Below are 23,343 nucleotides of genomic sequence, written 5' to 3'. Positions count from 1 at the left end.
GGTCGGGATTCGGGTTCTCGGCGAGCGGGCTAACCGTTCTGAGCCGGGAGTTCGATTCGCGTGGGGGCGGAGTCGAACGCCCCGCTGTGGCGAACCGAAGCGAACCGACCGGACCCGGGCATAAGGGGAATTGAAATTGCCGGCCCGCCCGCCCTAGCGCTTCTCGGCCTGGAGGCGGGCGACGTAGGCGGCGGCCTGGGAGCGGCGCTCCATGCCCAGCTTGGACAGCAGGCTGGAGACGTAGTTCTTGATCGTCTTCTCGGCCAGGTGCAGCCGCTCGCCGATGACCCGGTTGGTCAGGCCCTCGCCGATCAGGTCGAGGATCTTGCGCTCCTGCTCGGTCAGGTTGGCGAGGCGGTCGTCGCCCCTGCCCCCCTTGCCGTCGCGCAGCCGCTCCAGCACCCGGGCAGTGGCCACCGGGTCCAGCAGCGACTTGCCGGCGGCGACGTCACGCACGGCGTTGAGCAGCTCGTTCCCGCGGATCGCCTTCAGGACGTAGCCGGAGGCACCGGCCATGATCGCGTCGAAGAGGGCCTCGTCGTCGGCGAACGAGGTCAGCATCAGGCACTTGACGTCCTCGGTCTGCGAGCGGACCTCGCGGCACACTTCCACCCCGCTGCCGTCCGGCAGCCGGACGTCCAGGACGGCCACGTCGGGGCGGGTCGCGGGGATCCGGACCAGTGCGTCGGCGGCCGTGCCGGCCTCGCCGACGATCTCGATGTCCTCTTCGACCGACAGCAGCTCGTGGACGCCCCGACGGACCACTTCGTGGTCGTCCAGGAGGAATACCTTGATTTTTCCGTCTTCGCGCACGAAGTCAGTTTCACACACCAACCCCTTCCCTGCCGGAGTTACCCGGGATAACGTGCCGTTGTTCCCGGCCCCTGCAAGGCTGTGACCAGTGGTTGTTCCCGCTCCTGCGGATTTACTTGGAAATCCAAGCAAAAACGCAGGTCAAACGGGGTTTCGCAGTTATGCGGCGCACTGGGTAACGTGCATTGCGCAGGGCACTCGCCGGGACGCCTGTCACGCCTGAATCCCGAACGCGATGCGCACCCACCCCGTGCGCTCGTCACGGACGCAGGTGAGCCGCACTGGACCCCGGAGAACCCGGGTGCCGGACCGACGGAGGAGCACAAGTGACCGTGGAGAGCACTGCCGCGCGCAAGCCGCGACGCAGCAGCGGCACCAAGCGGGCGGCAGGTGCGGCGAGCGCCGCCAAGCCCGCCGCTGCCACCGCGCAGACGCAGGACGCTGAACCTCAGCTCGTACAGCTGCTGACGCCCCAAGGGGAGCGGGTCGACAACGCGGAGAACGCGGAGTTCGCCCCCTTCGTCGCAGACATCACCACAGAGGACCTGCGCGGCCTGTACCGCGACATGGTCATGACCCGCCGCTTCGACGGTGAGGCGACCGCCCTGCAGCGCCAGGGCGAGCTGGGGCTGTGGGCCTCGCTCCTCGGCCAGGAGGCCGCGCAGATCGGCTCCGGCCGGGCGCTGAACGACGCGGACTACGTCTTCCCGACCTACCGCGAGCACGGCGTCGCCTGGTGCCGCGGGGTCGACCCGACCAACCTGCTCGGGATGTTCCGCGGTGTGAACCACGGCGGCTGGGACCCCAACCTCAACAACTTCCACCTCTACACGATCGTCATCGGCTCGCAGACGCTCCACGCGACCGGGTACGCGATGGGTGTGGCCAAGGACGGCGCGGACGCGGCCGTGATCGCTTACTTCGGCGACGGCGCGTCGAGCCAGGGCGACGTGATGGAGGCCTTCAACTTCTCCGCCGTCTACAACTCCCCCGTGGTGTTCTTCTGCCAGAACAACCAGTGGGCGATCTCCGAGCCGACCGAGCGCCAGATGCGCGTGCCGCTCTACCAGCGCGCGCAGGGCTTCGGCTTCCCCGGTGTCCGCGTCGACGGCAACGACGTCCTGGCCTGCCTGGCCGTGACCCGCTGGGCACTGGACCGGGCGCGCCGGGGCGAGGGCCCGACCCTCGTCGAGGCGTACACGTACCGCATGGGCGCGCACACCACCTCCGACGACCCGACGAAGTACCGGCGGGACGAGGAGACGGCGGCCTGGGAGTCCAAGGACCCGATCCAGCGCCTGAAGGCCCACCTGCTGGCCACCGGCGGCGCCGACGAGGCGTTCTTCGCCGAGCTGGAGGCCGAGAGCGAGGCCATGGGCAAGCGCGTGCGCGAGGCCGTGCGCGCCATGCCCGACCCGGACACCATGGCGATCTTCGAGAACGTCTACGCGGACGGGCACGCGCTCGTCGACGAGGAGCGCGCCCAGTTCGCCGCCTACCTCGCGTCCTTCGAGTCGGCCGAGGAGGGTCACTGATGGCTGCCCAGAAGATGTCGATCGCGAAGGCGCTCAACGAGTCGCTGCGCAAGGCCCTGGAGCAGGACCCGAAGGTCCTGATCATGGGCGAGGACGTCGGCAAGCTGGGCGGTGTCTTCCGGATCACCGACGGCCTGCAGAAGGACTTCGGCGAGGAGCGGGTCATCGACACTCCGCTGGCCGAGTCGGGCATCGTCGGCACCGCCATCGGCCTGGCCCTGCGCGGCTACCGGCCGGTCGTGGAGATCCAGTTCGACGGTTTCGTCTTCCCCGCGTACGACCAGATCGTCACGCAGCTCGCGAAGATGCACGCGCGCGCCCTGGGCAAGATCAAGCTGCCGGTCGTCGTGCGCATCCCCTACGGCGGTGCCATCGGCGCGGTCGAGCACCACTCGGAGTCCCCGGAGGCGCTGTTCGCGCACGTCGCGGGCCTGAAGGTGGTCTCCCCGTCGAACGCCGCCGACGCCTACTGGATGCTCCAGCAGGCGATCCTCAGCGACGACCCGGTGATCTTCTTCGAGCCGAAGCGCCGCTACTGGGACAAGGGCGAGGTCGACACCGAGGCCATCCCCGGCGAGCTGCACACGTCGCGCGTGGTGCGCGAGGGCACCGACCTCACCCTGGCCGCCTACGGTCCGATGGTGAAGGTCTGCCTGGAGGCGGCCGCCGCGGCCGCCGAGGAGGGCAAGTCGATCGAGGTCCTGGACCTGCGCTCGATGTCCCCGGTCGACTTCGACGGGATCCAGGCGTCCGTGGAGCGGACCCGCCGGCTCGTCGTCGTCCACGAGGCGCCGGTCTTCCTCGGCGTGGGATCGGAGATCGCCGCCCGCATCACGGAGCGGTGCTTCTACCACCTGGAGGCGCCGGTACTGCGCGTGGGCGGCTTCCACGCCCCGTACCCGCCGGCCCGCCTGGAGGACGAGTACCTGCCGGGCCTGGACCGGGTGCTCGACGCCGTCGACCGCTCGCTGGCGTACTGAGGAGCCACGTTCCATGACCATCCGCGAATTCAAGATGCCCGATGTGGGCGAGGGCCTCACCGAGGCCGAGATCCTCAAGTGGTACGTCCAGCCGGGTGACACCGTCACCGACGGCCAGGTCGTCTGCGAGGTCGAGACGGCCAAGGCCGCAGTCGAGCTGCCGATCCCGTTCGACGGTGTCGTGCACGCCCTCCTCTTCGACGAGGGCACCACCGTCGACGTCGGCCAGGTGATCATCTCGGTGCAGACCGGTGACGCCGGCGCCGAGGCCCCGGCCGCCGCCGAGGCCGCTCCCGCGGCCACCGCCCCCGCCGCCGAGGAGGCCGCCCCGGCGGCCCGCCAGCCCGTCCTGGTGGGCTACGGCGTCGCCGAGTCGTCCACCAAGCGGCGCCCCCGCAAGGCCGCGCCGGCTCCCGCCGTCGCCGCGCAGAACGGCACCGCAGCGCCCGCGGCGGCGCCCGCCGCCCCCGCGGCTCCGGCCGCGCCGGTGCAGCCCGCCGTCCCGGCGCAGCCGACCGGTGAGCGTCCGCTGGCCAAGCCGCCGGTGCGCAAGCTCGCCAAGGACCTGGGTATCGACCTGGCCTCCGTGGTGCCGACCGGTGACGGCGGCGTGGTGACCCGGGAGGACGTCCACGCGGCGGCCGCCGCGGCGATCGCCCCGCAGGCCGCCCCCGCGGCCGCGGCCCCCGCCGCGGCCCAGGTCCCGGCGGCCGAGGCCGTCGCGGCGGTGTCCACCGTCGCGCTGGCCGAGCCGTCGGCGCGGGAGACCCGTATCCCGGTCAAGGGCGTCCGCAAGGTCACCGCCCAGGCCATGGTCGGCTCGGCCTTCACCGCGCCGCACGTCACCGAGTTCATCACCCTCGACGTGACGCGCACCATGAAGCTGGTCCAGGAGCTCAAGGACGACCCGGACCTCGCCGGTCTGCGGATCAACCCGCTGCTCCTGATCGCGAAGGCCGTCCTGGTGGCCATCCGTCGCAATCCGGACGTCAACGCGTCCTGGGACGAGGCGGCCCAGGAGATCGTGCTCAAGCACTACGTCAACCTGGGCATCGCGGCGGCCACCCCCCGCGGGCTGATCGTCCCGAACATCAAGGACGCCCACGCCAAGACCCTGGGCGAGCTGTCGGAGTCCCTGTCCTCGCTGGTCGCCACGGCCCGCGACGGCAAGACCTCCCCGGCCGACATGCAGAACGGCACCATCACCATCACCAACGTCGGCGTCTTCGGCGTCGACACCGGTACGCCCATCCTGAACCCGGGCGAGTCCGCGATCCTCGCGGTCGGCGCGATCAAGCTCCAGCCGTGGGTCCACAAGGGCAAGGTCAAGCCGCGCCAGGTCACCACGCTGGCGCTGTCCTTCGACCACCGCCTCATCGACGGTGAGCTCGGCTCGAAGTTCCTCGCCGACATCGCGGCGGTGCTGGAACACCCCCGCCGGCTGATCACCTGGTCGTAGCGGACACGAGGACGAAGCCGACGGCCGGTCTCCCCCGAGGAGGCCGGCCGTCGGCCTTCTGCGCGCCCGCCTCCACGGGCGGCAAACCCCTGGCCGTGCCGTGCGCCCCGTGTGATCATCTGCGCATGCTTTTCCGTGCCGCCACCGCAGGTCCCGCAGACCTGGCCCGTGCCGTCGCCCACCCTGCGGCCGGCCCCGTCCCCGCCCTCACCGCCGGAAGGATCCGCGAGGAGCTCGCCGGGAACCGCATCCGCCCCGAGTGGATCTGGACCGCCGAGGATGAGGGCGGGCGGATCCTGGCCCGCGCCCTGTGGTGGGGGCGGGCCGACAGCGAGCGGCCCATCGCGCTCGACTGCCTCCAGGTGGCCGCCGGCGTGGCCGACCCGGCCGGGGTCGCCGCCGGGCTGCTGGACGCCGGACACAAGGCCTTCGGCGGGCTCCCCGGCTACACCATCTCCCTGCCCCGGGGCTGGCGGGACGCCCCGGAGCTGGCCGCGGCGGTCGGCTGGCGCCAGGAGGCCGCGTACCGCACGGGACTGACCCGCGAGATCGAGCGCCTGCGCTACGAGTGGACCCCGGCCGCCGGGACGCCCGCGCCCACCGACCGGCTCGTCTTCCGCGAGGGCACCGACGAGGAAATGCTGGAAGCCTTCGCCCGGCTGTCCCGGGGCAGCCTCGACCTCGCCACCCGGCACGAACTGGAGGTGATGGACGCCGAGCAGCTGGCCCGCGAGGACTTCGACTTCTACTTCGACTGCCCCGGCGAGCGCTCCTGGTGGCGCCTCGCCCACCTGCCGGACGGCCGCCTCGCCGGTCTGGCCGTGCCCTCGGCGACCCCGTACCACCGCAACGTCGGCTACCTGGGCGTCGTACCGGAACAGCGCGGCCGGGGGCTGATCGACGAGATCCTCGCCGAGATCACCCGCTTCCACGCCTCGCAGGGCGCCGAGCGGATCACCGCGACCACGGACACCGTGAACAAGCCGATGGCCGCGGCCTTCGACCGCGCCGGCTACGAGGTCACCGAGATCCGCCTCGTTCTGGAAGCGCCGGGGCGGTGAACCGGGCCGGCCCGCGAGCACCGGGGCGCGCCGGGGTCGGTACGGCTCCCTTCCCCGAGGGGTAACCTGCCGCCCGGGGAAGGGGGCCGGGGTGTCCATCGCCGAACTGCAGGTCTACTCCGTCGAGGAGGTCGACGTCACCGGTGGCGTGTGCGTGGTCCGCTGCATCGGCGGGGTGGCCCGCGCGGGGCAGGTCTACGCCGTCGGGGCGTCGCGGATGGGCCTGCGCCACATCGAGCGGTACGGACGGACCGTCGGCTCCTTCGACGCCGGTCACACGGCGAAGGTCCACTTCAGCGGCGCCATCGTCGCACTGCTCTCCCGCGGACAGGTGCTGACCTCCGTGCCGCCCGGCGGGCACGCGCTGGAGGATCTGGAGGCCTGGCTGGCCGCTGACCCGCCGCTGCGGGACGAACCCCATCCGCGGACGCTGCGCGTCCTGGCCGGGGTGCGGATGCGCGACGAACGGCTGCCGGACGGGATCCGGCTGCGCTGGGGCCGGGTGGCACTGGCCGCCACCTACCGCTGCGCGGCGGCCGAAGGCACGGCGGAGCTGGTCCGTGCCCCCGAACTGGCCTGTGTGCGGGCCTACTTGATCGAACAGTTCGGCCCGGACCGCGGCGGTGACCCGGCCGCCCTGTGCCGGGACCTGTTCGCGCTGATCGACCTGACCCCGGAGCAGGCGGCGGCCCAGGGCCGCGTCTGGCGCGACCTCCCGCACCACCGCATCCGCCACCTGCGCCGTATCAAGGCGCTGATCCCGTGGCTGACGTCCCTGCGCCGCCACCTGCCGGACGGCACCCCCGCGGCGACCGCGGTCGACGCCTGGACCCGGGTCAGGCCCCTGCTTCCTTAGGCGGCGCAGCCCCGGCCCGCACGCATCGCGGGCCGGCGCGGCCTTCCGTACGCCGGCGGTCAGCCCTGGCGGGCGGCGTTGCCGAGGACCCTGGTCGGGGTGATGCGGACGACCACGCGGACGTTCTCGGGCGGGGCGTCCTGGTACTCCTTGCCGGCGCCCGGTCCCATGTACTCCTCGGCGATGCGGACGGCCACCGCGCGGCCGACGTCCTCGGTGACCGTGGCGGTGCCGCGGATCTCCGCGTACAGGAAGGGGTTGGCCAGGTCGAAGACGGTCAGCCCGACCCGGCCGTCGCGGACGATGTTGCGCTCCTTGCGGCGGCCCTGCTCGGTGGAGATCAGCAGGTCGCCACCGTCACGGGTCACCCAGATCACGGAACTCTGCGGGCTCCCGTCCGGGTTGATGGTCGACAGGACGGCGGGGTGCGGTGCGTCGAGCAGCCCGCGCACGGTTTCGTTCATCTCGACAGTCATGGGAACGAGGCTAGTTCGGCCGGGTGCGGTCCGCGGGCGGATGTCGGCCGGGCCGCCGACTACCCGAGGTCGCTCACTTCCACGGGATGTTGCGCCAGGGGCTGGCGGGGTCGGTGGTCAGCGTGACGTGGGCGGCGAGGGCGCCCGTGTACCAGGTGCCGAACTCCTCCTCGTCGAAGTGCAGGCACCGGCCGAGGACGTACCCCGCGGAGAACTCCTGCCACGAGCGATAGGTCTCGCGGGCGGCCTCCCCGGCGCGGAGCACGGCCCTCTCCGCCTCGTGCAGGGTGCCGTAGCGGCAGCCGATGCCCCAGCGGGCCATCTGGGAGGCGCGGCCGAGGTCCCAGGCCTCGACCGAGCGGACCCAGCCGTCCTCGGGGAGGAGGCCGTCGGCCCGGAAGCGCTGTTCGTAGCGGGCGATCCGGCCTATGAGGCGCTTGACGCCGGCTATCTCCCCCTCGACCTCGGCGCTCGGGCGCGGCCGGGCGACGGTGACGCCGTCCGGGGTGAGCTGCGGTTCGGCGGAGCGTTCGGCGTTGCGGCGCAGGCTCGCCTCGGCGGCGTGCCGCCAGTGCTCGACGTCGACGGGCCCCGCGAAGTCGGAGGCGAGGACGCGGCGGACCCGGAGCGCGAATTCCCAGACGGGGCTGACGACCGAGGTGCTCAGCAGCTCTTCCAGGACGGCGAGCCAGTCGGCCCGGTCGGTGATGCCCCAGCTCTTCGCGACGCGGCGGCGCTCGTGCCGGTAGCCGCTGCCGTGGTAGGCGAGGGCGTTCCAGAACTCGCCGTTCGTGACGGCGAGATGCCCACCGACGGCGAGCCCGTGGGCGATGTCGCCGTGCAGCGGCCCGCCGGTGAAGAGGGCGTGGACCCGTCCCTCGGGCAGGCCGTAGTGCGGTGCGGCGTCCGCGTGCGCGCGCCAGCGGGCCAGGTCGGCTGGGGTGGTGGTGAGGTACGCCTCGGCGGGGGAGCCCGGGTTCACGGCGAGGAAGGCGGGGTCGTCGGCGGCCCACACCTTGGAGAACCAGCCCAGGCTGCGGGACTCGAAGACCGTCTCCGGGCTGGGCGCGGGCAGCATCCCGGCGGTGAGGACGACGAGCATGCGGTTCGCGGTGGGGTGGAAGAAGACCGCATCGGGGTGCGCGTCGGACTGCACGCGGGGCTGCACCAGGTAGAGCTGGGAGCGTGCGAGCACCTCGAAGTACGCGGTCCAGTCCCCGGCGCCCTTGGCCTCGTACAGCTCTCTCTCGATGACGCTCGGCGCGATCCAGGTGCCCATACGGGGACCCTATACGGACCCTCCGGCGGGCGAGTCGGCCCGTTCTGCCTTCCCGCGGGTACTGTCGTCCGGGTCGGGCGGGGGTCGGGCAAAGGGGTTGTGACATGGAGAGGTTCGTTTCGAAGGGGTCCGGCCGTGGTGCCGTCACCGTGTACTGGCGGCCCGGATGCGTCTTCTGCATCAAGCTCTTCACCCAGCTCCGGCTGGCGCGGATCCCCTACCGGAAGGTCGACATCTGGCGGGACCCGGACGCGGCGGCCTTCGTCCGCGGCGTGGCCGACGGCAACGAGACCGTCCCGACGGTGGTCGTCGCGGACCACCCGCCGATGGTGAACCCGTCGCTGGCCCGGATCAGAGCGGCCCTCGCCGACGACTGACCGGTAGGGGGCGACCTCTGTGGGAACGCCCCCTCGTGCCACCGCGCGACCGTGCGGACCCCCTTGACGGTCCCCGGCGGCGGAGGGAAGCTCCCCGGATCTCTGATCCGCACGGGTGCAGCCGGGGGGCCGCCATGCCGCAGGAGTCCGTTCAGACGGTGGGGGAGCTGCGAGCGCAGCTGATCGCGCAGGGGGCGCGCTGGTCGGTCCTGGAGGACCTGGCCGACGAGGAGCCGGTGCCGCGGCCGGCACTCGGTCTGGAGCCGGGGGCGAACCTGACGCCCGCCGAGGACGTGGGCACGATCGACCTGCGGGGGATCATCGAACACCCCAGCGGCAACCCGCACCTGACCCGGCGCCGGGCCGCCCACGGACTGCTGGCCGGGGCCCCGGCAGGGGAACCGGCCCGCCGGGCGAGGCCGGCCGCCGTGGACTGGCGCAACCGCTGGGGCCTGCCCTGGATCACCAAGGTCAAGGACCAGAACCCGTGCGGTTCCTGCTGGGCCTTCGGCGCCACCGGCCTGGTGGAGTCCATGACCCGCATCGAGCACGACGTGTGGGCGGAGCGCTCCGAGGGGGACGTCCACGACGGCCTGCGCTTCACCTGCGGCCAGGGCAGCAATCCGGAGACCGCCCTCGACTGGATCAAGGCCAACGGCGGGCTCGCCGACCCGGACTGCTGGCCGTACAGCACCCCGCCCGCCGGGCTGCCGGCCGCCCGCCGGGACGCCTGGCGCGCCGAGTACAGGCCCAGCTGGGACCGGTCCGGCCGGACCGTCCGGATCTCCGACTACGTCCGGCTCGGCGACGTGGAGCAGCAGAAGGTGTGGCTGGACACGGTCGGCCCGCTGACCGCCTGTTTCGACGTCTACGACGACTTCTTCGGCCTCGGCGCCGGGGTCTACCACCGCACCAGCGACCGCCTCGCGGGCGGCCACTGCGTCCTGGTCGTCGGCTACGACGACGCGGCGGGCTGCTGGCTGTTCAAGAACTCCTGGGGCACCGGCTACCACGTCGGCGGCTACGGCCGGATCGCCTACGGCGAGGTGAACGTCGACCACTGGGCCAAGTGCGGACTGCGCGGCACCAACCCCGATCCGTGGACCAAGCGCCGCCTGCACACCGGCAACGTCTACGAGAGCGGCAACGGCCGCGCCCACCGCAACTTCGAGCTCCTCGCGACGACCACGGGCGCCCGCCTCCAGCACTGGTGGCGCGAGGGCGACGCGCCCTTCGCCTGGGCCCGCGCGGGCACGTTCGCGGGCGACGCCTCGGGCCAGCCGGCGTTCACCGGGACCACCTACAACCGGAACATGGAATCCCTGCACGTGACCACGGGCGGCAGGCTGCGCCACTGGTACTACGAGCAGTCGGCCGGGGTGTGGCGCGACGGCGGCGTCTTCGGGCCGGGGGACGCGGCCGTCGGCTCGACCCCGGCGTTCATCCAGAGCGACTACGGCAAGCCCGGCAACTTCGAGGTGGTCGTCCGCACCGCCGACGGCCGGCTCAACCACTGGTGGCGGATCAACGGCGCCCCCTGGACCTGGAACGACGGCGGCCGCTTCGCCTCCGGCATCGCCCACTACGGCCCGGCCCTCGTCCAGACCCGCTCCCGTCACCTCGACCTGGTCGCCGCCCGTACCGACGGCCGCATGCAGCTGTGGTGGCGCGACGACCCCAACGGCTTCGTCTGGCGGGCCGGGGAGGTCTTCGGCAGCGGTGCGCCGGCCACCTCCGCGCCCTGCCTGATCGAGGGGCAGTACGGAGCCGCGGACGAGGACACCGCCGGGAACTACGAACTGTGCGTGGCCGTGGCCGGCGGGCAGGTGGAGCACTGGTGGCGCGGCAACGCGGGCGGTTCCCCCTGGCGGCGCAGCGCGGTCTTCGGCCACGACGTCACCGCGGTCACCGGGATGCTCCAGGGCAGCTTCGGGTTCAACCTGGAAGTCGTCGTCCTGCGCACCGACCGCCGCTTGCAGCACTACTGGCGCGACGGCGCGGGCTGGCACGAAGGGCCGGTGATCGGCCCCGTCTGAGAGGACCGGGCGGGCGTGGAGGTACGCAGGGTCGTGCTGGGCCCCGGTGAGCGCTACGAGCTGCGGCTCACCGGGCGAGGGGCGCGCGGATACGTGTGGACCTGGCAGGTCACGGGCGACACGGACGCGGTGTCGGTGGCGCCGGGGCCGACCGTCGCGGGCGCCGCGATGCCCGGGGCGGCGGTGGAGCTGAGCTACGTCGTCAGGGCCCTGCCCCCGGGCGGCGGCCGGGCCGGGATCCGCTTCGCCCAGGTCAGGCCGCCCTACCCGGACGAGGCGCCGTACGACGAATTCCTGCTGGAGGTCGAGGTCACGCCGGGGAGCGGCGGGGCGGGCTGAGTACCGCGTGCTGCAAGCCCTCCAGGGGGCCGCGGTCGAAGCGGCGCAGCCACAGCCACGACCCGGCGGCCAGCGTCAGGCTCACGCCCGCCCACAGGCCCATCACCCACCAGGGGCCGCTGCCGCCGAGCCGGGCGGCCAGGCCGAGCCCGAAGCCGTAGCAGAGCAGCACGCAGAGGAGGTTCTGGGCGACGTAGCAGGACAGGGCGGTGCGGCCGATGCGGCCGAGGGCGCGGGTCACGGGTGCGGGGACCCACAGCCGGTCCAGGGCGATGCCGATCAGGCCGATGTAGCCGAGGGCGAGCAGCGGCGCCGCTCCGTAGCGGCCCAGGAGGTAGAAGTCGCCGCCGCCGAGGGTGGTCGCGCAGTTCAGCGGCAGTCCGAGGCCCAGGCCCCAGCCGGCCAGCCGGATCCTGATGCGGCGGCCCTCGGCGGTGGCGGTGAAGGCGCCCGCGCGGTGGAGCCGTACACCGAGGAGGAAGAGGAAGACCAGCAGCCCGAAGGAGATGACGGGCTCGATGCGCAGGGCGGCGACATGCTCCAGGCGGAAGGCGGCCTGCGCCGGCCAGCTCCCGTGGGCGTACAGATCGACGGCTGCCGGGTCCGGGGCCTTCGGCGCGCCGTCCGGCCGGCTCAACGCGTCGAGGGTCAGCAGGCCGACGAGCGCCAGGTGCATCCCGGCCGCCGTCCACAGGGCCGCCCGCCGGACCTTCTCCGAGCGAGCCAGCAGCCAGGCGACGAGCAGGGCGGTCACGGCGTACCCCATCAGCACGTCCCAGGCGAAGACGAGGACGAAGTGGACGGTTCCCTCGACGAAGAGGAAGGCGGCGCGCTTCGGGTAGCGGCCGGGCCACCGCTCGCCGCGCCGGGCGGCGGCATCGAACTGGATGGCCAGGCCGACCCCGAACAGGACCGTGAGCAGAGCCAGGAACTTGCCGTCCGCGAGGAAGCGGAAGACGGCCTCGGCGAGGGTGGCGGCGGAGGGGTCGGCGAGGGCGTCGGGCGCCTTCATGCCGCCCTGGAGCACGCTCCACTCCGAGCCGGGGGAGGCGAAGATCCAGACGTTGGTCATCAGCGTGCCGAGGATGGCGGCGCCGCGCAGGATGTCGAGCAGGGGGAGCCGGGTGGTCGTGCGGACCACCGGGGCGAGGGTGTCGGCCATGACTCCAGGCTTCCGGCGCGGCGGACCGGGTACGTCCTGCGGCCGGACGAAGACGCCGTACATCCTTCGGTGCAGGCGGTACCGGGCGGGGTCGGAGACGGGCCGCTGCGGCCTCCTGCCCGGGGCGGATGTCCCGCAGCGGCCCTCCTCGCAGCGGTCCTCCTCGCCGGGAGGTCCACATCCCGGACCGGTCCGCCGGTTGCACCCCTGTTGTATCTATGCTGTGCGCATGCCTGCCGTCACCAGCACCGCGACCGCCGCCGAACGCGTCTACCGGCACGTCAAGCACGGTGTGCTCGACCGGCACTACGAAGGAGGCACCCTCCTCACCGAGGGCGAACTCGCCGAGGCGGTGGGGGTGTCCCGGACCCCGGTCCGCGAGGCGCTGCTGCGCCTGGAGACCGAGGGGCTGCTGAAGCTGTACCCGAAGAAGGGTGCGCTGGTCCTGGCGGTCTCCGCGCAGGAGATCAGCGACGTCCTCGAAACCCGCCTGCTCGTCGAGGAGTTCACCGTGCGCAGGGCCGTGCCCGCGCCCCCCGGCCTGCTGGACCGGCTGGAGGCGCTGCTCGGCGAACAGCGCCGGCACGCCGCCGCAGGCGATCTCGCCGCGGTGATGGCGGCCGACCGGGGCTTCCACGCCGAGATCGTGCGCAATGCCGGCAACCAGATCCTGAGCCGGCTCTACGACCAACTCCGCGACCGGCAGCTGAGGATGGGCGTGGCTCTGCTGCACGCCCACCCCGACCGGCTGGAGCGGACGCTGGCCGAGCACGCCGAGATCCTGGACGCGCTGCGGGTCGGGGACGCAGCCGCAGCCGCAGCCGCGGTGCGCGGGCACATCGGCCGCGTCGAGTCACTGGTGCGGGGGCCGGGCCGGTGAGCGCCGGCCCGCCGAGCACGACGCCGGGGGCGGCGGGGGCCCGGAGCGCCGGGCCCGGGGACCCGCGGGGCGGCGGGAGGGCCGTCGCCGTCTGGGGCATCGGCGTCGCCGTCTACTTCGTGGCCGTGATCTTCCGCACCAGCCTGGGCGTGGCCGGTCTGGAGGCGGCGGACCGCTTCCACGTCAACGCCTCGGCCCTCGCCACCTTCTCCCTGCTCCAACTCCTCGTCTACGCGGGCATGCAGGTCCCCGTCGGCCTGATGGTGGACCGGCTCGGCACCAAGAAGGTGCTGACGCTGGGCGCGGTGCTCTTCACCGCGGGGCAGCTCGGCTTCGCGCTCTCCCCCTCGTACGAGACGGCCCTCGCCGCCCGGGCGCTGCTCGGCTGCGGCGACGCGATGACCTTCATCTCCGTGCTGCGGCTCGGCACCCGCTGGTTCCCGGCCCGGCGCGCGCCGTTGATGGCGCAGCTCGCGGGTCTGGTCGGCATGGCGGGCAACCTCGTCTCCACCCTCGTGCTCGCCCCCGTGCTGCACGGGGTCGGCTGGACCGCGGCCTTCGCCGGCAGCGCGGCGGCCGGGCTGGTGGTCCTGCTGCCGCTGGTGCTGTTCCTGCGCGACCACCCCGAGGGGCACGAGCCGCCACCGGCGGCGGCCCGCAGCGGCGGCGCGGGCTTCGTGCGCCGCCAGATCAAGGCCTCCTGGAGCGAACCGGGCACCCGGCTCGGGCTGTGGGTTCACTTCACCACGCAGTTCCCGGCGATGGTCTTCCTGCTGCTGTGGGGCATGCCCTTCCTCATCGAGGCGCAGGGGCTGACGCGGAGCACGGCGGGCGGGCTGCTGACCCTGGTCGTCGCCTCGAACATGGCGCTCGGGCTGGTCTACGGCCAGATCATCGGCCGCCGCCAGGCCGCGCGGATACCGCTCGCCCTGGGGACGGTGGGCCTGACGGCCCTCATGTGGGGGGCGGTCCTCGCGTATCCGGGCGGGCACGCGCCGATGTGGCTGCTGATCACCCTGTGCGTGGTGCTGGGCGGCTGCGGCCCGGCATCGATGATCGGCTTCGACTTCGCTCGCCCGGCCAACCCGGCCGAACGCCAGGGCACCGCCTCCGGGATCACCAACATGGGCGGCTTCATCGCCTCGATGACGACCCTGCTGACGGTGGGCGTCCTGCTGGACGCCACCGGTGACGACTACCGCATCGCCTTCTCCACGGTCTTCGTGCTCGAAGCGATCGGCGTCACCCGGATCCTGAGCCTGCGCAGGCGCGCGCTCTTCCGGGAAGCGGCCCGCGGCCGCGTCGCCGTTCCCGCGCAGGCGAGCGGGCCGGAGGCGGACCCGCGGCCGTGGTCCGCCGTGTGTCCGCTGCCGGGGACGACGGCGCGCGAGACGTCGTAGGCCGCTTCCGGGGGTCGGGGAGTCAGGGGGTCGGGGAGTCAGGGGATCAGGGGGGCAGGGGTTCGCAGGGGCAGTGGGGCCCGGCTCACGGGGTCACGGCGAACTGGGTCAGGATGGCCTCCGCCAACTGAGCGTCGCCCTCCACTTTCACCCGGTCGGCGACCGCGTGCGCCCGCACCCGGCCCGCCGCGAGCCGGACGTAGGTCTCCCAGTCCAGGGCCAGCGTCACCGCCGGACCGAGCGAGGGGGACTTGTCCACCGTGCCGCGGCCGTCCGCGTCCACCCGAACGGTCCGCATGAACTCCAGCTGACCGTGCACGTCGATCACCACGGCCGAGCCGGCCGGGGCACCCGCACGCTTCGCCACCACCTTCGGTAGCCCGGCCAGCAGGAGGTCCTGCGCCACGTACGCGCCCGGCGAGTCCCAGTTCCCCGGCGCACCCAGCGCCCAGCGCAGGTCCTGCTCGTGGATCCACACGTCGAAGGCCCGCAGCCGCAGCGCCTGCTCCAGCGTCACCTGGTCGCCCAACGGCCCCCGCACCATCGTGCCGGGATCCCGCTTCTCGTTGCGCAGTTGCCGCGCGCGGCGGATGACCGTGTACTCCAGCTCCGAGGTCATCTCCGGCGCGGTGTGGTGGCGCCGTACGTCGACCTGGACCTCCATGTACCGGCTGAACTCGTCCACCACGTGCCGCAGGTCCCGCGCCACGGTGTGGATCGGCCGGGGGTCCCCGAGCTGCTCGCACTCGATGCCGATGATGTGGGAGACGACGTCACGGACCGACCATCCGGGGCACGGGGTCGCCCGGTTCCACTCGCCCTCCGCCAGGGGGAGGACCAGCTCGGATATCGCCTCGATCGAGTGCGTCCACGCGTCGGTATAGGGCTGAAGACTGGGATGCGGATGGACGGTCAACGGGACCCCTCGCGGTGCTGTTCAGTGGCGTCGTTCAGTGGCGCGTTTCGGAAGCGGTGGACTCAGTTTCCAAAACTACGCTGCCCGTGAGCACCCCGGCAGTGCTTTCGTGTGACGATTCATAGGCCGAGTTGACGGCTTGAACACCAGGACGGTGGTAGTGTGCGCGCCTCGCTGATCCAAATCGCAGTGAACGAGGGCGAGTCGGTGTCTTCCCGACGCGCCCGCGTGGCCGATCTCGTACGGGAGCAGGAGGAGTCGGACCTCGTCGTGCTGCCCGAGCTGTGGACGGTCGGCGCCTTCGCGTACGAGCAGTTCGAGACCGAGGCCGAACCACTGGACGGGCCGACCTTCGAGGCCCTGTCCAAGGCCGCGCACGATGCCGGGGTCTGGCTGCACGCGGGCTCGCTCGTGGAGCGCGCGGGCGACGGCTCCCTCTACAACACCGCCCTGGTCCTCTCCCCGGCCGGCGAGCTGGCCGCCACCTACCGCAAGATCCACCGATTCGGCTTCGACCAGGGCGAGGCGGTCCTCATGTCCGCCGGGGACTCCCTGACCACGGTGGAGCTGCCGGAACAGACCCTCGGCATCGCCACCTGCTACGACCTGCGCTTCCCGGAACTGTTCCGCGGCCTGGTCGACGCCGGGGCCACCACGATGGTCGTCGCCGCCGGCTGGCCCGCCCGCCGGCGCTCGCACTGGACGCTGCTGAACCGGGCGCGCGCCGTCGAGGACCAGTCCTACGTCCTGGCCTGCGGGCTGGCCGGCACCCACGCGGGTGTCGAGCAGGCCGGACACAGCCTGGTCGTGGACCCGTGGGGCGAGGTCCTGGCGGAGGCCGGCCCCGGCGAGGAGGTCCTCACGGTGGACCTGGACCCGGCCAGGGTCGCCGACACCCGCGCGCAGTTCCCTGCGCTCAAGGACCGCCGCCTGGGCCGCTGACGGTCGCCCCGGCGGGTCAGCCGGTGAGGAACCAGAGCCACACCGCGAGGACGGTGGGGACGGGGCAGGCCAGCGCACCGAGCAGGAGCACCCGCGCGGACCCGGTCAGCCTGCGGACACCGGGCGCGCGGGCCAGCGCGGTGAGCCCGAGGGCGCCCGCCGGGAGGGGAAGGAACCACAGGAGCAGCTCGCCGATCGGCTGCCCCGCCGCCGCCCCCCAGACCAGCGCGACCGACAGCAGGCCGCCCACCCAGGCGACCGACAGGACGGTGACCGCCCACACCAGGGCCGCGAGCGCGACGACGCCGGGCCGATCCCTGCCGACGGGGACGTGGACCTGCTGCGCGGGCTGCCACCGCCCGTAGAGGGCCGCGTAGGCGTCAGGGCGCACCGTGGGGTTCCTTCCGTGGTTGCCGAGGGGGGACGCCCACGATCCTCGCCGCCGGCTGCCGCCCCGGCATGAGCGCGGATGCTCAGTCTCCGATGGGTCGCGTACTCACGTCCGCTCAGTCCTGCGGGGAGTCCTCCCGCTCCTTCTCCGCCATCCGGATCACGCACACCGCGACCGCGACCAGCAGCGCCGCGTCCGCGTCCTCCCGGACCACGTCCACCGCGTACGTCTCCCGCACCCGGTACCACTGCCGGGAGACCAGCGCGAGCAGCTCGCCCTCGTACTCGACCTTGAACTCCCGGTCCAGGATCCGCCCGCTCACGTCGAGCTCCGTGCCCTCGACCAGCGTCACCCGGAAGTGGTTGCGCAGCAGCGAGAAGCGCTTCCTGCGGATCACCGCGAGCCGCTGCTCGTCCCGCTCCAGGGTCATCGCGTCGCGGAACCCGAAGAGCTTTTCCCGCAGCGTGATCAGGATCCGACCGTCCGGGTCCTTCAGCTCCAGCGTGTCCCGGAACCGCAGTGCCTTCCCGTCGACGAGGAAGGCGTGCCGCCCGTCTTCGTCCTCGATCCAGTAGTCGTCCCCAATGGCAAGCATTTTGTCCCGAACGAGGTATTTCATGCCCTCATCAGTGCCCGCGATAGGTTGCCCTCATGCCCCTGCTCTACGTGACCGACCTGGCGTACCCCGCACGCGGCCGCCGCTACTGCGACGAGGACATATTCCTCACCTCGCGCCTGCGCGAGCACTTCGACCTGGCCCTGTGCCATCCCGCCGACGCCCGCACCCTGATGCCCGGCTTCGACGCGGTGATCGTCCGCAACAGCGGCCCGGTCCTGCACTACCAGGAGGAGTACGACGCCTTCCGGGCCGCCGCCCTCGCCGCCGGCACGCCCGTCTACAACCCCCTCACCGGCCGCGCCGACATGGCCGGCAAGCAGTACCTCCTCGACCTCACGGCCGCCGGCCACCCGGTCATCCCCACGATCGACGACCCGGCCCGGCTCGCCGAGCTGCCGCAGGTGCCCGAGTACGTGGTCAAGCCGAAGCAGGGCGCCGACTCCATCGGCCTCACCTTCACCGCGACACCGGGCGGTGAGGCCGGGGCCGTGCTGATCCAGCCGCGCATCGACTTCGCGTACGAGGTCTCCTTCTACTTCGTCGACGACACCTTCCAGTACGCGCTCCACGCCCCGGACCCGGCCCGCCGCTGGGAGCTGCGCCAGTACGAACCGACCGGCGAGGACCTGGCGTTCGCCCGCGCCTTCGTCGAGTGGAACACCCTCTCCCACGGCATCCAGCGAGTGGACGCCTGCCGCGCGCCCTCCGGCGAACTGCTCCTCGTCGAACTGGAGGACCTCAACCCGTACCTGTCCCTCGGCCTGCTCCCGGCGGAGGTCCAGGACGCCTTCGTCACCTCGCTCACGGCATCCCTGCGCTCGTTCCTGGGCTGATGTCAGTGCCGGGTGCCAGGCTTCTCCCCATGGACCAGCAGACGTTCTGGCAGTTGATCGAGACGGCCCGCGCGGACGCGGCGGCGGCGCCGACGGCGGGCACGGGCGAAGCGGAGAGCGCGGTGGCGCGGCGCGCCGCGGAGCTGCTCGCGGCGCGCCCGCAGGCGGAGGTGGCCGCGGCCCAGCAGGTGCTGTGGGACCTGCTCGCGGAGTCCTACCGCAGCCCGCTCTGGGCAGCGGCCTACATGATCAACGGCGGCTGCTCGGACGACGGTTTCGACTACTTCCGCGGCTGGCTCCTCACGCAGGGCCGGGCGGTCTTCGACGCCGCCGTGGCCGACCCGGACTCCCTCGCGGAGCACCCGGCGGTCCGAGAGGCGGCGGCGGAGGGCCTGGAGCTGTGGGACGAGGAGGCCCTCTCCATCGCGTGGACCGCGTACGAGAGCGCCACGGGCCGCGAGCTCCCGGCGGAGTCCTTCACGATCGGCTACCCGCCTCTGGATCCCGCCTGGGACTTCGACTTCGACGACGAGGCCGAACTGGCAACCCGGCTGCCGCGCCTGAGCGCCCTGTTCGGGCCGGCGTAGCCATACGGCGGCGCCTCGCGTTCCCCGGCCTTCGCAGCGGGCGGCCGGAGCCCGTCGGCGTCGGGACCGGTCCCGACCGGGAACGCGGACGTGTGCACCGCCCTGTGCATCCCACACACCGGCCGGACCGGTCACATGACCTTCCTCCGGGAGTTTTCGGAAGTCGCCGTGCTGGAGCGCATTGCCCTGAGCAGGCGCTTCGTACGGGCGTGATGGGTCGTCCACGGGCGGATGGCAAGCTGTGAGGATGAACGATGCTGCCCCGGCGCCCACCCCTGCGCCCGCGCCCCGCCGTGCCCGTGTCCGTGCCCCTGAGCTGATCGGCAAGGGCGGCTGGCTCAATACCGGTGGGAAAGAGCTCACCCTCGCCGACCTGCGAGGTAAGTGCGTTGTTGTGGATTTCTGGATTTCCTGAACCAATGTGAGCACTTCTCGCTAGCGTTGGGAAGGTGCACCAACACACCACTGCTGACCTGTACTTGCGCCTGTCTCTGGACCGGGAGGGCAAGACGGCGATCGACCGCCAGGAAGCCGACTGCCGCGCATGGGCGGAGCGCAACGGACTGACCGTCCGCAAGGTCCACATCGACCGTGGACGTTCCGGTTACAAGAACGTCAGCCGCAAGGGGTTCGATGCAGCGATCACAGCAGCCACGGCCGGCGTCGTGGGCGTTCTGATCGTCTGGAAGCTCGACCGCCTGTCCCGCAAGGGCATCGGCGAGGTCGGCAAGGCGCTGGACGACATAGGCCGGGTCGGCGGACGGCTGGTCTCCGTCATGGACGGCCTCGACACGAAGAACGACAGCGCCCGCGTCACCATCGCGATGCTGGCGGAACTGGCGCGCAACGAGTCCCGCAACCTTGGGATGCGCGTCGGCAACGCCAAGCGGTACCTACGCCAGCGGGGCCAGTGGATCGGGGGACAGCCGCCTTACGGGCTGCTGGTGGACCCGGAGGCGAAGAAGCTCGTCCACGACCCCGAGACCGCCGTCTACGCCCGCCTGATCGCCGACGAAGCGCTGTCCGGGAAGGCGCTCGTCCACATCGCCCGGCTGCTGAACGAGCACGGGGTGGAGTCCGCCCGTGGAGGCGAGTGGAACTCGTCCAGCGTCATGCAACTCCTTCGTTCACCGGCCTTCGCCGGTCTCATGCCGCAGACCGAGTACGAGGAGCAGCCGGACGGGACACGCAAGTACATGAACCGGGTCTCTCCCTACCGAGACCCGGAGACGCTGGAGACCGTGAGCATCGGTGAGGGGATCATCACGGTCGGGGAGCGTGAGCTCATCCTCCGCCAGCTCGAAGCGCGCACGTTTCCTCTGGCGGGGAAGCGGCACGGCCACAAGCAGGGCAAGTCACTGCTCACTGGCATAGCGCGTTGTGGGCTCTGTGGAGCTCGGATGAGCAAGGCCGGCACGTCGTACCAGTGCTCCAGCCACCGGATGGGGCGAGGATGCTCGGGCGTATCGGCTCGGGTGGAGAGCATCGACGACTACGTGACCCGGGCGTTTCTCACACGCCTGCCGTCCCTGGAGCCCCAGGACCCGCTGCTCGCCGTGATCGCCGATCGCTGGGTACAGAGGGAGGACCCAGAGGTTTTCGCGAAGCGGGACGCGATCGAGGCGGAGATCGCGGACGAGGGGGCCCGTCTGGCTGACCTGGAGGAGGCCAGGTACGTCCGTGGAGAATTCACCGGCGCAGACGCGATCGACCGGTACAACCGGCTCGCCGGACGACTCAGTACCCGGATCGAGGGGCTGCGCGCGGATCTACTGCGGATGCCGACCCCTTCCGTGGACATCTCTCCTCTCCTGGATGCGGGCCTGCTACGTGAGGCTTGGGAAGCCGACGATGCGGCCGGAAGGCGTGAACGTCTTGGCCTCGCAATCGATCGCGTGGAAGTCCGGCGAGGCAGGGTGGGCGTGAGGTTCGATGGCGACGAGCGCTGCCGGATCGTCTGGGCGACGAGAAGCGGTGCTGGGGAGGAGTCAGCGGGTGACGAAGTGACGGAATGACGGTCGGAGTCCATTACCTCCTTAAGAGATGTTCTGAGTCTCTATGGATGGAATAGAACTAAACGTCATTCCGTCACTTCGTCACTGGGGCGGCCCGAGGGTCGGCGCGAAGTTGCGCTGTGGTCACCATCCCGGCCCCGGCCCCAGCTCGGAAGGCGCACGCTGGGTGTGACTCCGTTTTTCGGGCCTATCGTGGCTCTGACCAGCGCATATCGACCGCCGAAGGCGCGAGAGCGGCACAGTTAACGCCCTGCGAAGCCCGCCGAAGGCCCCACGGAGCCGCCCGGTGGGCCGTGGAACACCATGAGCCCCCGTGCTCGTCGGCCCCGATGGGTGCGGTGGGTGCGGGGGCTTTGGTTCGTTCGATGGCAGCCCAACCGCCTTGTGCAAAGGCCCTCTTGCGCGACTCAGCCGCAAGGGTGAGGCTCGTGCACGCCGGTGCAACCCACTCGACGGCGGGAGCGACCATGACCCTAAAGTTCCTCGGCATCATCCCCAACACGCCGACTGACGAGTCCCCGACGATCTGGCTCCACGAGGAGACCGGCGACCTTCTGATCCAGTCGTACAAGGCGACCGAGGACGAAGTGAGGGCGTGCCAGGAGATCGGTTCGATCCCGGGTCACTCCACGGACGTGCCGGACCACGAGACGATCATCCGGCTGCCCGCAGTGATGCTGAAGTACATCCCCCGCCCGGACGACAACTGAGAGGCAGCAAGTGCAGCCACCTGCCCGTCATGCACTGGCACGAGCACAGCACTCGGCGGTGCACCTTGAGTTGCGTGACAGCTACATGCTCGATGACCCCGAGTTCATCGCGTGGCAGCGGGGGAAGCGCCTCGACCCCGCTGATCGGTCTTCGTGGTGGGGCGGCTGGCACGACGCGGTGAAGGAGGCGACGACCCGCGGGGTCGTGGTCCGTCGGGTCCGGATCGTGTCGGAGCCGATCAGCGATTACGTGCGGTACGAGTACGACTGCACCTTCACGAACATCGCGGCGGGTGAGCTGGTCCGGTGGCTGCCCCGGCGGCAGACCACGGACTTGGCCTTGCCGGGTACCGATTTCTGGCTGTTCGACAGCGCGCAGGCGCTGTTCCACCACTTCACCGGGAACGGGCAGCTCGACCAGGACGGGCGGGAGTACACGGAGGAGCCCGAGCGGGTGAAGCTGTGCGCCGTCGCCTTCGAAGCAGCCTGGCAACGGGCCGTTCCGCACGAGGAGTACCGACCGCGCTGAGCTGTCACCACCATGGCCGTCTCACCCTCATCAAGCGCACAGCAGGCCCGGCAGGCTCTGGCGAATCGACTCGCTGAGCTGTGCCGGGATGCCGGCCTCACCGGACGGGACATCGCCCGTTTGTGCTCCTGGCATCCGTCCAAGTCGTCACGGATCATGAACGCCCGTACGCCTCCGTCCGCTGATGACATCCGGGCGTGGTGCCGGGCATGTGGCTCGGAAGATCAGACGGAAGACCTGTTGGCCTCGCTGCGTACCGCCGAAGGCATGTGGGTCGGGTGGCGGCGAATGGAGCGCGCCGGGCTCAAGCAGGCCCAAGAGGCCCGTCTCCCGCTCTTCGAACGAACCCGTCGGTTTCGCGCGTACTCCTCGTGGTTCGTTCCGGGCCTGATCCAGACCTACGGCTACACGGAAGCCGTCTTGCGCGCGGTCCAGCGCAGACGGGTCGAAGTGGACGACGTTGCCGATGCGGTCGCCGTCCGCATGGAGCGTCAGCGCGTGCTCTACAAGGGTGATCGGCGGTTCGCGTTCCTGGTTGAGGAATCGGTCTTGCGGAACGGGCTCGGAGGGGCGGAGGTGCAGGAGGAACAGCTCCGCCACCTCCTCACGGTCGGCTCGCTGCCCAGCGTCAGCCTGGGCGTGGTCCCCACCCGTACCGAGCGATCGCGGATGCCGGTGGAGGGCTTCTGGATCTTCGATACAGCGCAGGTCAACGTCGAGTTGGTCTCGGGCTACCTCACGCTGACCCAGCCCAGTGAGGTTGCCGCGTACGCGGACACGTTCAGGGAGCTGGCCGACATGGCGCTCTACGGGGCGAAGGCCCGAGCGCTGATCACGAGGGTCATTCAGACCCTGCGGTGATAGCCGTGCAACCTCATGCAATCTCATGGGAAGTGCGACCTCGGCGTTCCTAGCGTGGTCACCATGCGGACGACACGAGATCGGGCCGTGAAGCCGATCACCTATGCGCAGCCCCCGGTAGAGCTGCCGCTGCGAACAGATCCGGAGCCCGTACCGGCAGCCGGCTGCGGAGTCTGCGCCGCCCTGGCCGCACAGCGCCGGGAGGCCCGCTTTGAAGGCGATGGCTCCACGGTCAGCGACTGCAACGTGGAGCTCCGGAACCACCCGCACACCGGGGGGGGGGGGGG

The 23,343-nt window shown here is 71.6% G+C and carries 25 protein-coding genes; 18 read left to right on the top strand and 7 right to left on the bottom strand.

Going from position 1 to position 23,343, the window contains the following annotated elements; genetic code table 11:
* Window positions 1-153 precede the first annotated feature (153 nt).
* Window positions 154-813 carry a response regulator transcription factor gene (locus tag ACFW2G_RS18595; protein ID WP_037920560.1) on the bottom strand — a complete coding sequence of 220 codons (660 nt, stop codon included), beginning with the start codon at window positions 811-813 and terminating at the stop codon, window positions 154-156.
* Window positions 814-1,139: 326 nt separating this feature from the next.
* On the opposite strand from ACFW2G_RS18595, the gene pdhA reads away from it, so the two are divergent.
* The 5 genes from pdhA (at window position 1,140) to ACFW2G_RS18570 (ending at window position 6,704) form a co-directional block, all read left to right on the top strand.
* Entirely contained in the window at window positions 1,140-2,348 is a 1,209-nt protein-coding gene (gene pdhA, locus ACFW2G_RS18590) for a pyruvate dehydrogenase (acetyl-transferring) E1 component subunit alpha (RefSeq protein ID WP_037920562.1), read from the top strand.
* Entirely contained in the window at window positions 2,348-3,328 is a 981-nt protein-coding gene (locus ACFW2G_RS18585; RefSeq protein ID WP_384584980.1) for an alpha-ketoacid dehydrogenase subunit beta, read from the top strand. The genes pdhA and ACFW2G_RS18585 overlap by 1 nt, the downstream gene beginning before the upstream one ends.
* Before the next feature lie 13 nt (window positions 3,329-3,341).
* On the top strand, window positions 3,342-4,787 hold the full coding sequence (locus ACFW2G_RS18580) for a dihydrolipoamide acetyltransferase family protein (protein ID WP_384584977.1): 1,446 nt from the start codon (window positions 3,342-3,344) through the stop codon (window positions 4,785-4,787).
* Window positions 4,788-4,912: 125 nt separating this feature from the next.
* Window positions 4,913-5,848 (top strand): GNAT family N-acetyltransferase, encoded by a 936-nt coding sequence (locus tag ACFW2G_RS18575; RefSeq protein ID WP_384584974.1) that lies wholly within the window; start codon window positions 4,913-4,915, stop codon window positions 5,846-5,848.
* A 91-nt stretch (window positions 5,849-5,939) separates the two neighbouring features.
* On the top strand, window positions 5,940-6,704 hold the full coding sequence (locus ACFW2G_RS18570; protein ID WP_384584972.1) for a hypothetical protein: 765 nt from the start codon (window positions 5,940-5,942) through the stop codon (window positions 6,702-6,704).
* A gap of 59 nt (window positions 6,705-6,763) precedes the next feature.
* On the opposite strand, the gene ACFW2G_RS18565 is transcribed toward ACFW2G_RS18570, so the two are convergent.
* Both ACFW2G_RS18565 and ACFW2G_RS18560 read right to left on the bottom strand, forming a co-directional pair.
* Entirely contained in the window at window positions 6,764-7,180 is a 417-nt protein-coding gene (locus ACFW2G_RS18565; protein WP_384448153.1) for a PPOX class F420-dependent oxidoreductase, read from the bottom strand.
* Window positions 7,181-7,253: 73 nt separating this feature from the next.
* The gene (locus ACFW2G_RS18560; RefSeq protein WP_037920574.1) at window positions 7,254-8,459 is read right to left on the bottom strand and encodes a DUF1266 domain-containing protein; all 1,206 of its coding nucleotides are present in this window, start codon (window positions 8,457-8,459) and stop codon (window positions 7,254-7,256) included.
* Between the two features lie 104 nt (window positions 8,460-8,563).
* Here ACFW2G_RS18560 and ACFW2G_RS18555 point away from each other — a divergent pair, with 104 nt between their 5' ends.
* The 3 genes from ACFW2G_RS18555 to ACFW2G_RS18545 all read left to right on the top strand — a co-directional run bounded on the left by ACFW2G_RS18555 (window position 8,564) and on the right by ACFW2G_RS18545 (window position 11,211).
* A complete protein-coding gene (locus ACFW2G_RS18555) occupies window positions 8,564-8,836 on the top strand; it encodes a glutaredoxin domain-containing protein (protein ID WP_052030360.1) in 273 nt (90 codons plus the stop codon).
* Between the two features lie 158 nt (window positions 8,837-8,994).
* Window positions 8,995-10,872 (top strand): C1 family peptidase, encoded by a 1,878-nt coding sequence (locus ACFW2G_RS18550; protein ID WP_236647596.1) that lies wholly within the window; start codon window positions 8,995-8,997, stop codon window positions 10,870-10,872.
* Window positions 10,873-10,887: 15 nt separating this feature from the next.
* Window positions 10,888-11,211, top strand: coding sequence for a hypothetical protein (locus ACFW2G_RS18545; protein WP_384448158.1), 324 nt, complete (start codon window positions 10,888-10,890; stop codon window positions 11,209-11,211).
* On the opposite strand, the gene ACFW2G_RS18540 is transcribed toward ACFW2G_RS18545, so the two are convergent.
* Entirely contained in the window at window positions 11,183-12,373 is a 1,191-nt protein-coding gene (locus ACFW2G_RS18540) for a DUF418 domain-containing protein (protein ID WP_384584969.1), read from the bottom strand. The genes ACFW2G_RS18545 and ACFW2G_RS18540 overlap by 29 nt on opposite strands.
* A gap of 229 nt (window positions 12,374-12,602) precedes the next feature.
* On the opposite strand from ACFW2G_RS18540, the gene ACFW2G_RS18535 reads away from it, so the two are divergent.
* Both ACFW2G_RS18535 and ACFW2G_RS18530 read left to right on the top strand, forming a co-directional pair.
* Window positions 12,603-13,253, top strand: a complete 651-nt coding sequence (locus ACFW2G_RS18535; protein ID WP_384448163.1) for a GntR family transcriptional regulator — start codon at window positions 12,603-12,605, stop codon at window positions 13,251-13,253.
* Entirely contained in the window at window positions 13,250-14,653 is a 1,404-nt protein-coding gene (locus tag ACFW2G_RS18530; protein WP_384584966.1) for a nitrate/nitrite transporter, read from the top strand. The genes ACFW2G_RS18535 and ACFW2G_RS18530 overlap by 4 nt, the downstream gene beginning before the upstream one ends.
* An 85-nt stretch (window positions 14,654-14,738) precedes the next feature.
* On the opposite strand, the gene ACFW2G_RS18525 is transcribed toward ACFW2G_RS18530, so the two are convergent.
* Window positions 14,739-15,569 (bottom strand): maleylpyruvate isomerase family mycothiol-dependent enzyme, encoded by an 831-nt coding sequence (locus ACFW2G_RS18525; protein ID WP_384448168.1) that lies wholly within the window; start codon window positions 15,567-15,569, stop codon window positions 14,739-14,741.
* Between the two features lie 162 nt (window positions 15,570-15,731).
* Here ACFW2G_RS18525 and ACFW2G_RS18520 point away from each other — a divergent pair, with 162 nt between their 5' ends.
* Window positions 15,732-16,511, top strand: coding sequence for a carbon-nitrogen family hydrolase (locus ACFW2G_RS18520; protein ID WP_037920586.1), 780 nt, complete (start codon window positions 15,732-15,734; stop codon window positions 16,509-16,511).
* Between the two features lie 16 nt (window positions 16,512-16,527).
* On the opposite strand, the gene ACFW2G_RS18515 is transcribed toward ACFW2G_RS18520, so the two are convergent.
* Window positions 16,528-16,902: a hypothetical protein gene (locus ACFW2G_RS18515; protein WP_384448171.1), complete on the bottom strand. Its 375-nt coding sequence runs from the start codon at window positions 16,900-16,902 to the stop codon at window positions 16,528-16,530.
* 115 nt (window positions 16,903-17,017) lie between these two features.
* Window positions 17,018-17,521, bottom strand: a complete 504-nt coding sequence (locus tag ACFW2G_RS18510) for an LURP-one-related/scramblase family protein (RefSeq protein WP_384448174.1) — start codon at window positions 17,519-17,521, stop codon at window positions 17,018-17,020.
* A gap of 32 nt (window positions 17,522-17,553) precedes the next feature.
* On the opposite strand from ACFW2G_RS18510, the gene ACFW2G_RS18505 reads away from it, so the two are divergent.
* The 7 genes from ACFW2G_RS18505 to ACFW2G_RS18475 all read left to right on the top strand — a co-directional run.
* On the top strand, window positions 17,554-18,354 hold the full coding sequence (locus tag ACFW2G_RS18505) for a hypothetical protein (RefSeq protein WP_384584963.1): 801 nt from the start codon (window positions 17,554-17,556) through the stop codon (window positions 18,352-18,354).
* Window positions 18,355-18,383: 29 nt separating this feature from the next.
* A complete protein-coding gene (locus ACFW2G_RS18500; RefSeq protein WP_384584960.1) occupies window positions 18,384-18,941 on the top strand; it encodes a DUF4240 domain-containing protein in 558 nt (185 codons plus the stop codon).
* Window positions 18,942-19,390: 449 nt separating this feature from the next.
* Window positions 19,391-20,956 (top strand): recombinase family protein, encoded by a 1,566-nt coding sequence (locus ACFW2G_RS18495; RefSeq protein WP_384448179.1) that lies wholly within the window; start codon window positions 19,391-19,393, stop codon window positions 20,954-20,956.
* Window positions 20,957-21,423: 467 nt separating this feature from the next.
* Window positions 21,424-21,666: a hypothetical protein gene (locus ACFW2G_RS18490; RefSeq protein WP_223766064.1), complete on the top strand. Its 243-nt coding sequence runs from the start codon at window positions 21,424-21,426 to the stop codon at window positions 21,664-21,666.
* 10 nt (window positions 21,667-21,676) lie between these two features.
* A complete protein-coding gene (locus ACFW2G_RS18485; protein WP_384448182.1) occupies window positions 21,677-22,195 on the top strand; it encodes a DUF6879 family protein in 519 nt (172 codons plus the stop codon).
* A gap of 12 nt (window positions 22,196-22,207) precedes the next feature.
* Window positions 22,208-23,056 carry a helix-turn-helix domain-containing protein gene (locus tag ACFW2G_RS18480; protein WP_384448185.1) on the top strand — a complete coding sequence of 283 codons (849 nt, stop codon included), beginning with the start codon at window positions 22,208-22,210 and terminating at the stop codon, window positions 23,054-23,056.
* A gap of 63 nt (window positions 23,057-23,119) precedes the next feature.
* A partial coding sequence (locus ACFW2G_RS18475; RefSeq protein WP_384584957.1) for a hypothetical protein occupies window positions 23,120-23,343 on the top strand: 224 nt, incomplete at its 3' end.

Origin of the sequence: Streptomyces sp. NPDC058880, from assembly GCF_042742535.1 — a bacterium.
Taxonomy (GTDB): domain Bacteria; phylum Actinomycetota; class Actinomycetes; order Streptomycetales; family Streptomycetaceae; genus Streptomyces.
The sequence above is the reverse complement of the archived record's forward strand: the minus strand, read 5'-3'. Positions and strand labels throughout refer to the sequence as shown.

Coding starts and splice junctions, on each gene's coding strand:
- ACFW2G_RS18585 (WP_384584980.1), top strand. CDS start 2,348: ATGGCTGCCCAGAAGATGTCGATCGCGAAGGCGCTCAACGAGTCGCTG.
- ACFW2G_RS18580 (WP_384584977.1), top strand. CDS start 3,342: ATGACCATCCGCGAATTCAAGATGCCCGATGTGGGCGAGGGCCTCACC.
- ACFW2G_RS18575 (WP_384584974.1), top strand. CDS start 4,913: ATGCTTTTCCGTGCCGCCACCGCAGGTCCCGCAGACCTGGCCCGTGCC.
- ACFW2G_RS18565 (WP_384448153.1), bottom strand. CDS start 7,180: ATGACTGTCGAGATGAACGAAACCGTGCGCGGGCTGCTCGACGCACCG.
- ACFW2G_RS18560 (WP_037920574.1), bottom strand. CDS start 8,459: ATGGGCACCTGGATCGCGCCGAGCGTCATCGAGAGAGAGCTGTACGAG.
- ACFW2G_RS18555 (WP_052030360.1), top strand. CDS start 8,564: ATGGAGAGGTTCGTTTCGAAGGGGTCCGGCCGTGGTGCCGTCACCGTG.
- ACFW2G_RS18540 (WP_384584969.1), bottom strand. CDS start 12,373: ATGGCCGACACCCTCGCCCCGGTGGTCCGCACGACCACCCGGCTCCCC.
- ACFW2G_RS18535 (WP_384448163.1), top strand. CDS start 12,603: ATGCCTGCCGTCACCAGCACCGCGACCGCCGCCGAACGCGTCTACCGG.
- ACFW2G_RS18510 (WP_384448174.1), bottom strand. CDS start 17,521: ATGAAATACCTCGTTCGGGACAAAATGCTTGCCATTGGGGACGACTAC.
- ACFW2G_RS18505 (WP_384584963.1), top strand. CDS start 17,554: ATGCCCCTGCTCTACGTGACCGACCTGGCGTACCCCGCACGCGGCCGC.
- ACFW2G_RS18500 (WP_384584960.1), top strand. CDS start 18,384: ATGGACCAGCAGACGTTCTGGCAGTTGATCGAGACGGCCCGCGCGGAC.
- ACFW2G_RS18490 (WP_223766064.1), top strand. CDS start 21,424: ATGACCCTAAAGTTCCTCGGCATCATCCCCAACACGCCGACTGACGAG.
- ACFW2G_RS18480 (WP_384448185.1), top strand. CDS start 22,208: ATGGCCGTCTCACCCTCATCAAGCGCACAGCAGGCCCGGCAGGCTCTG.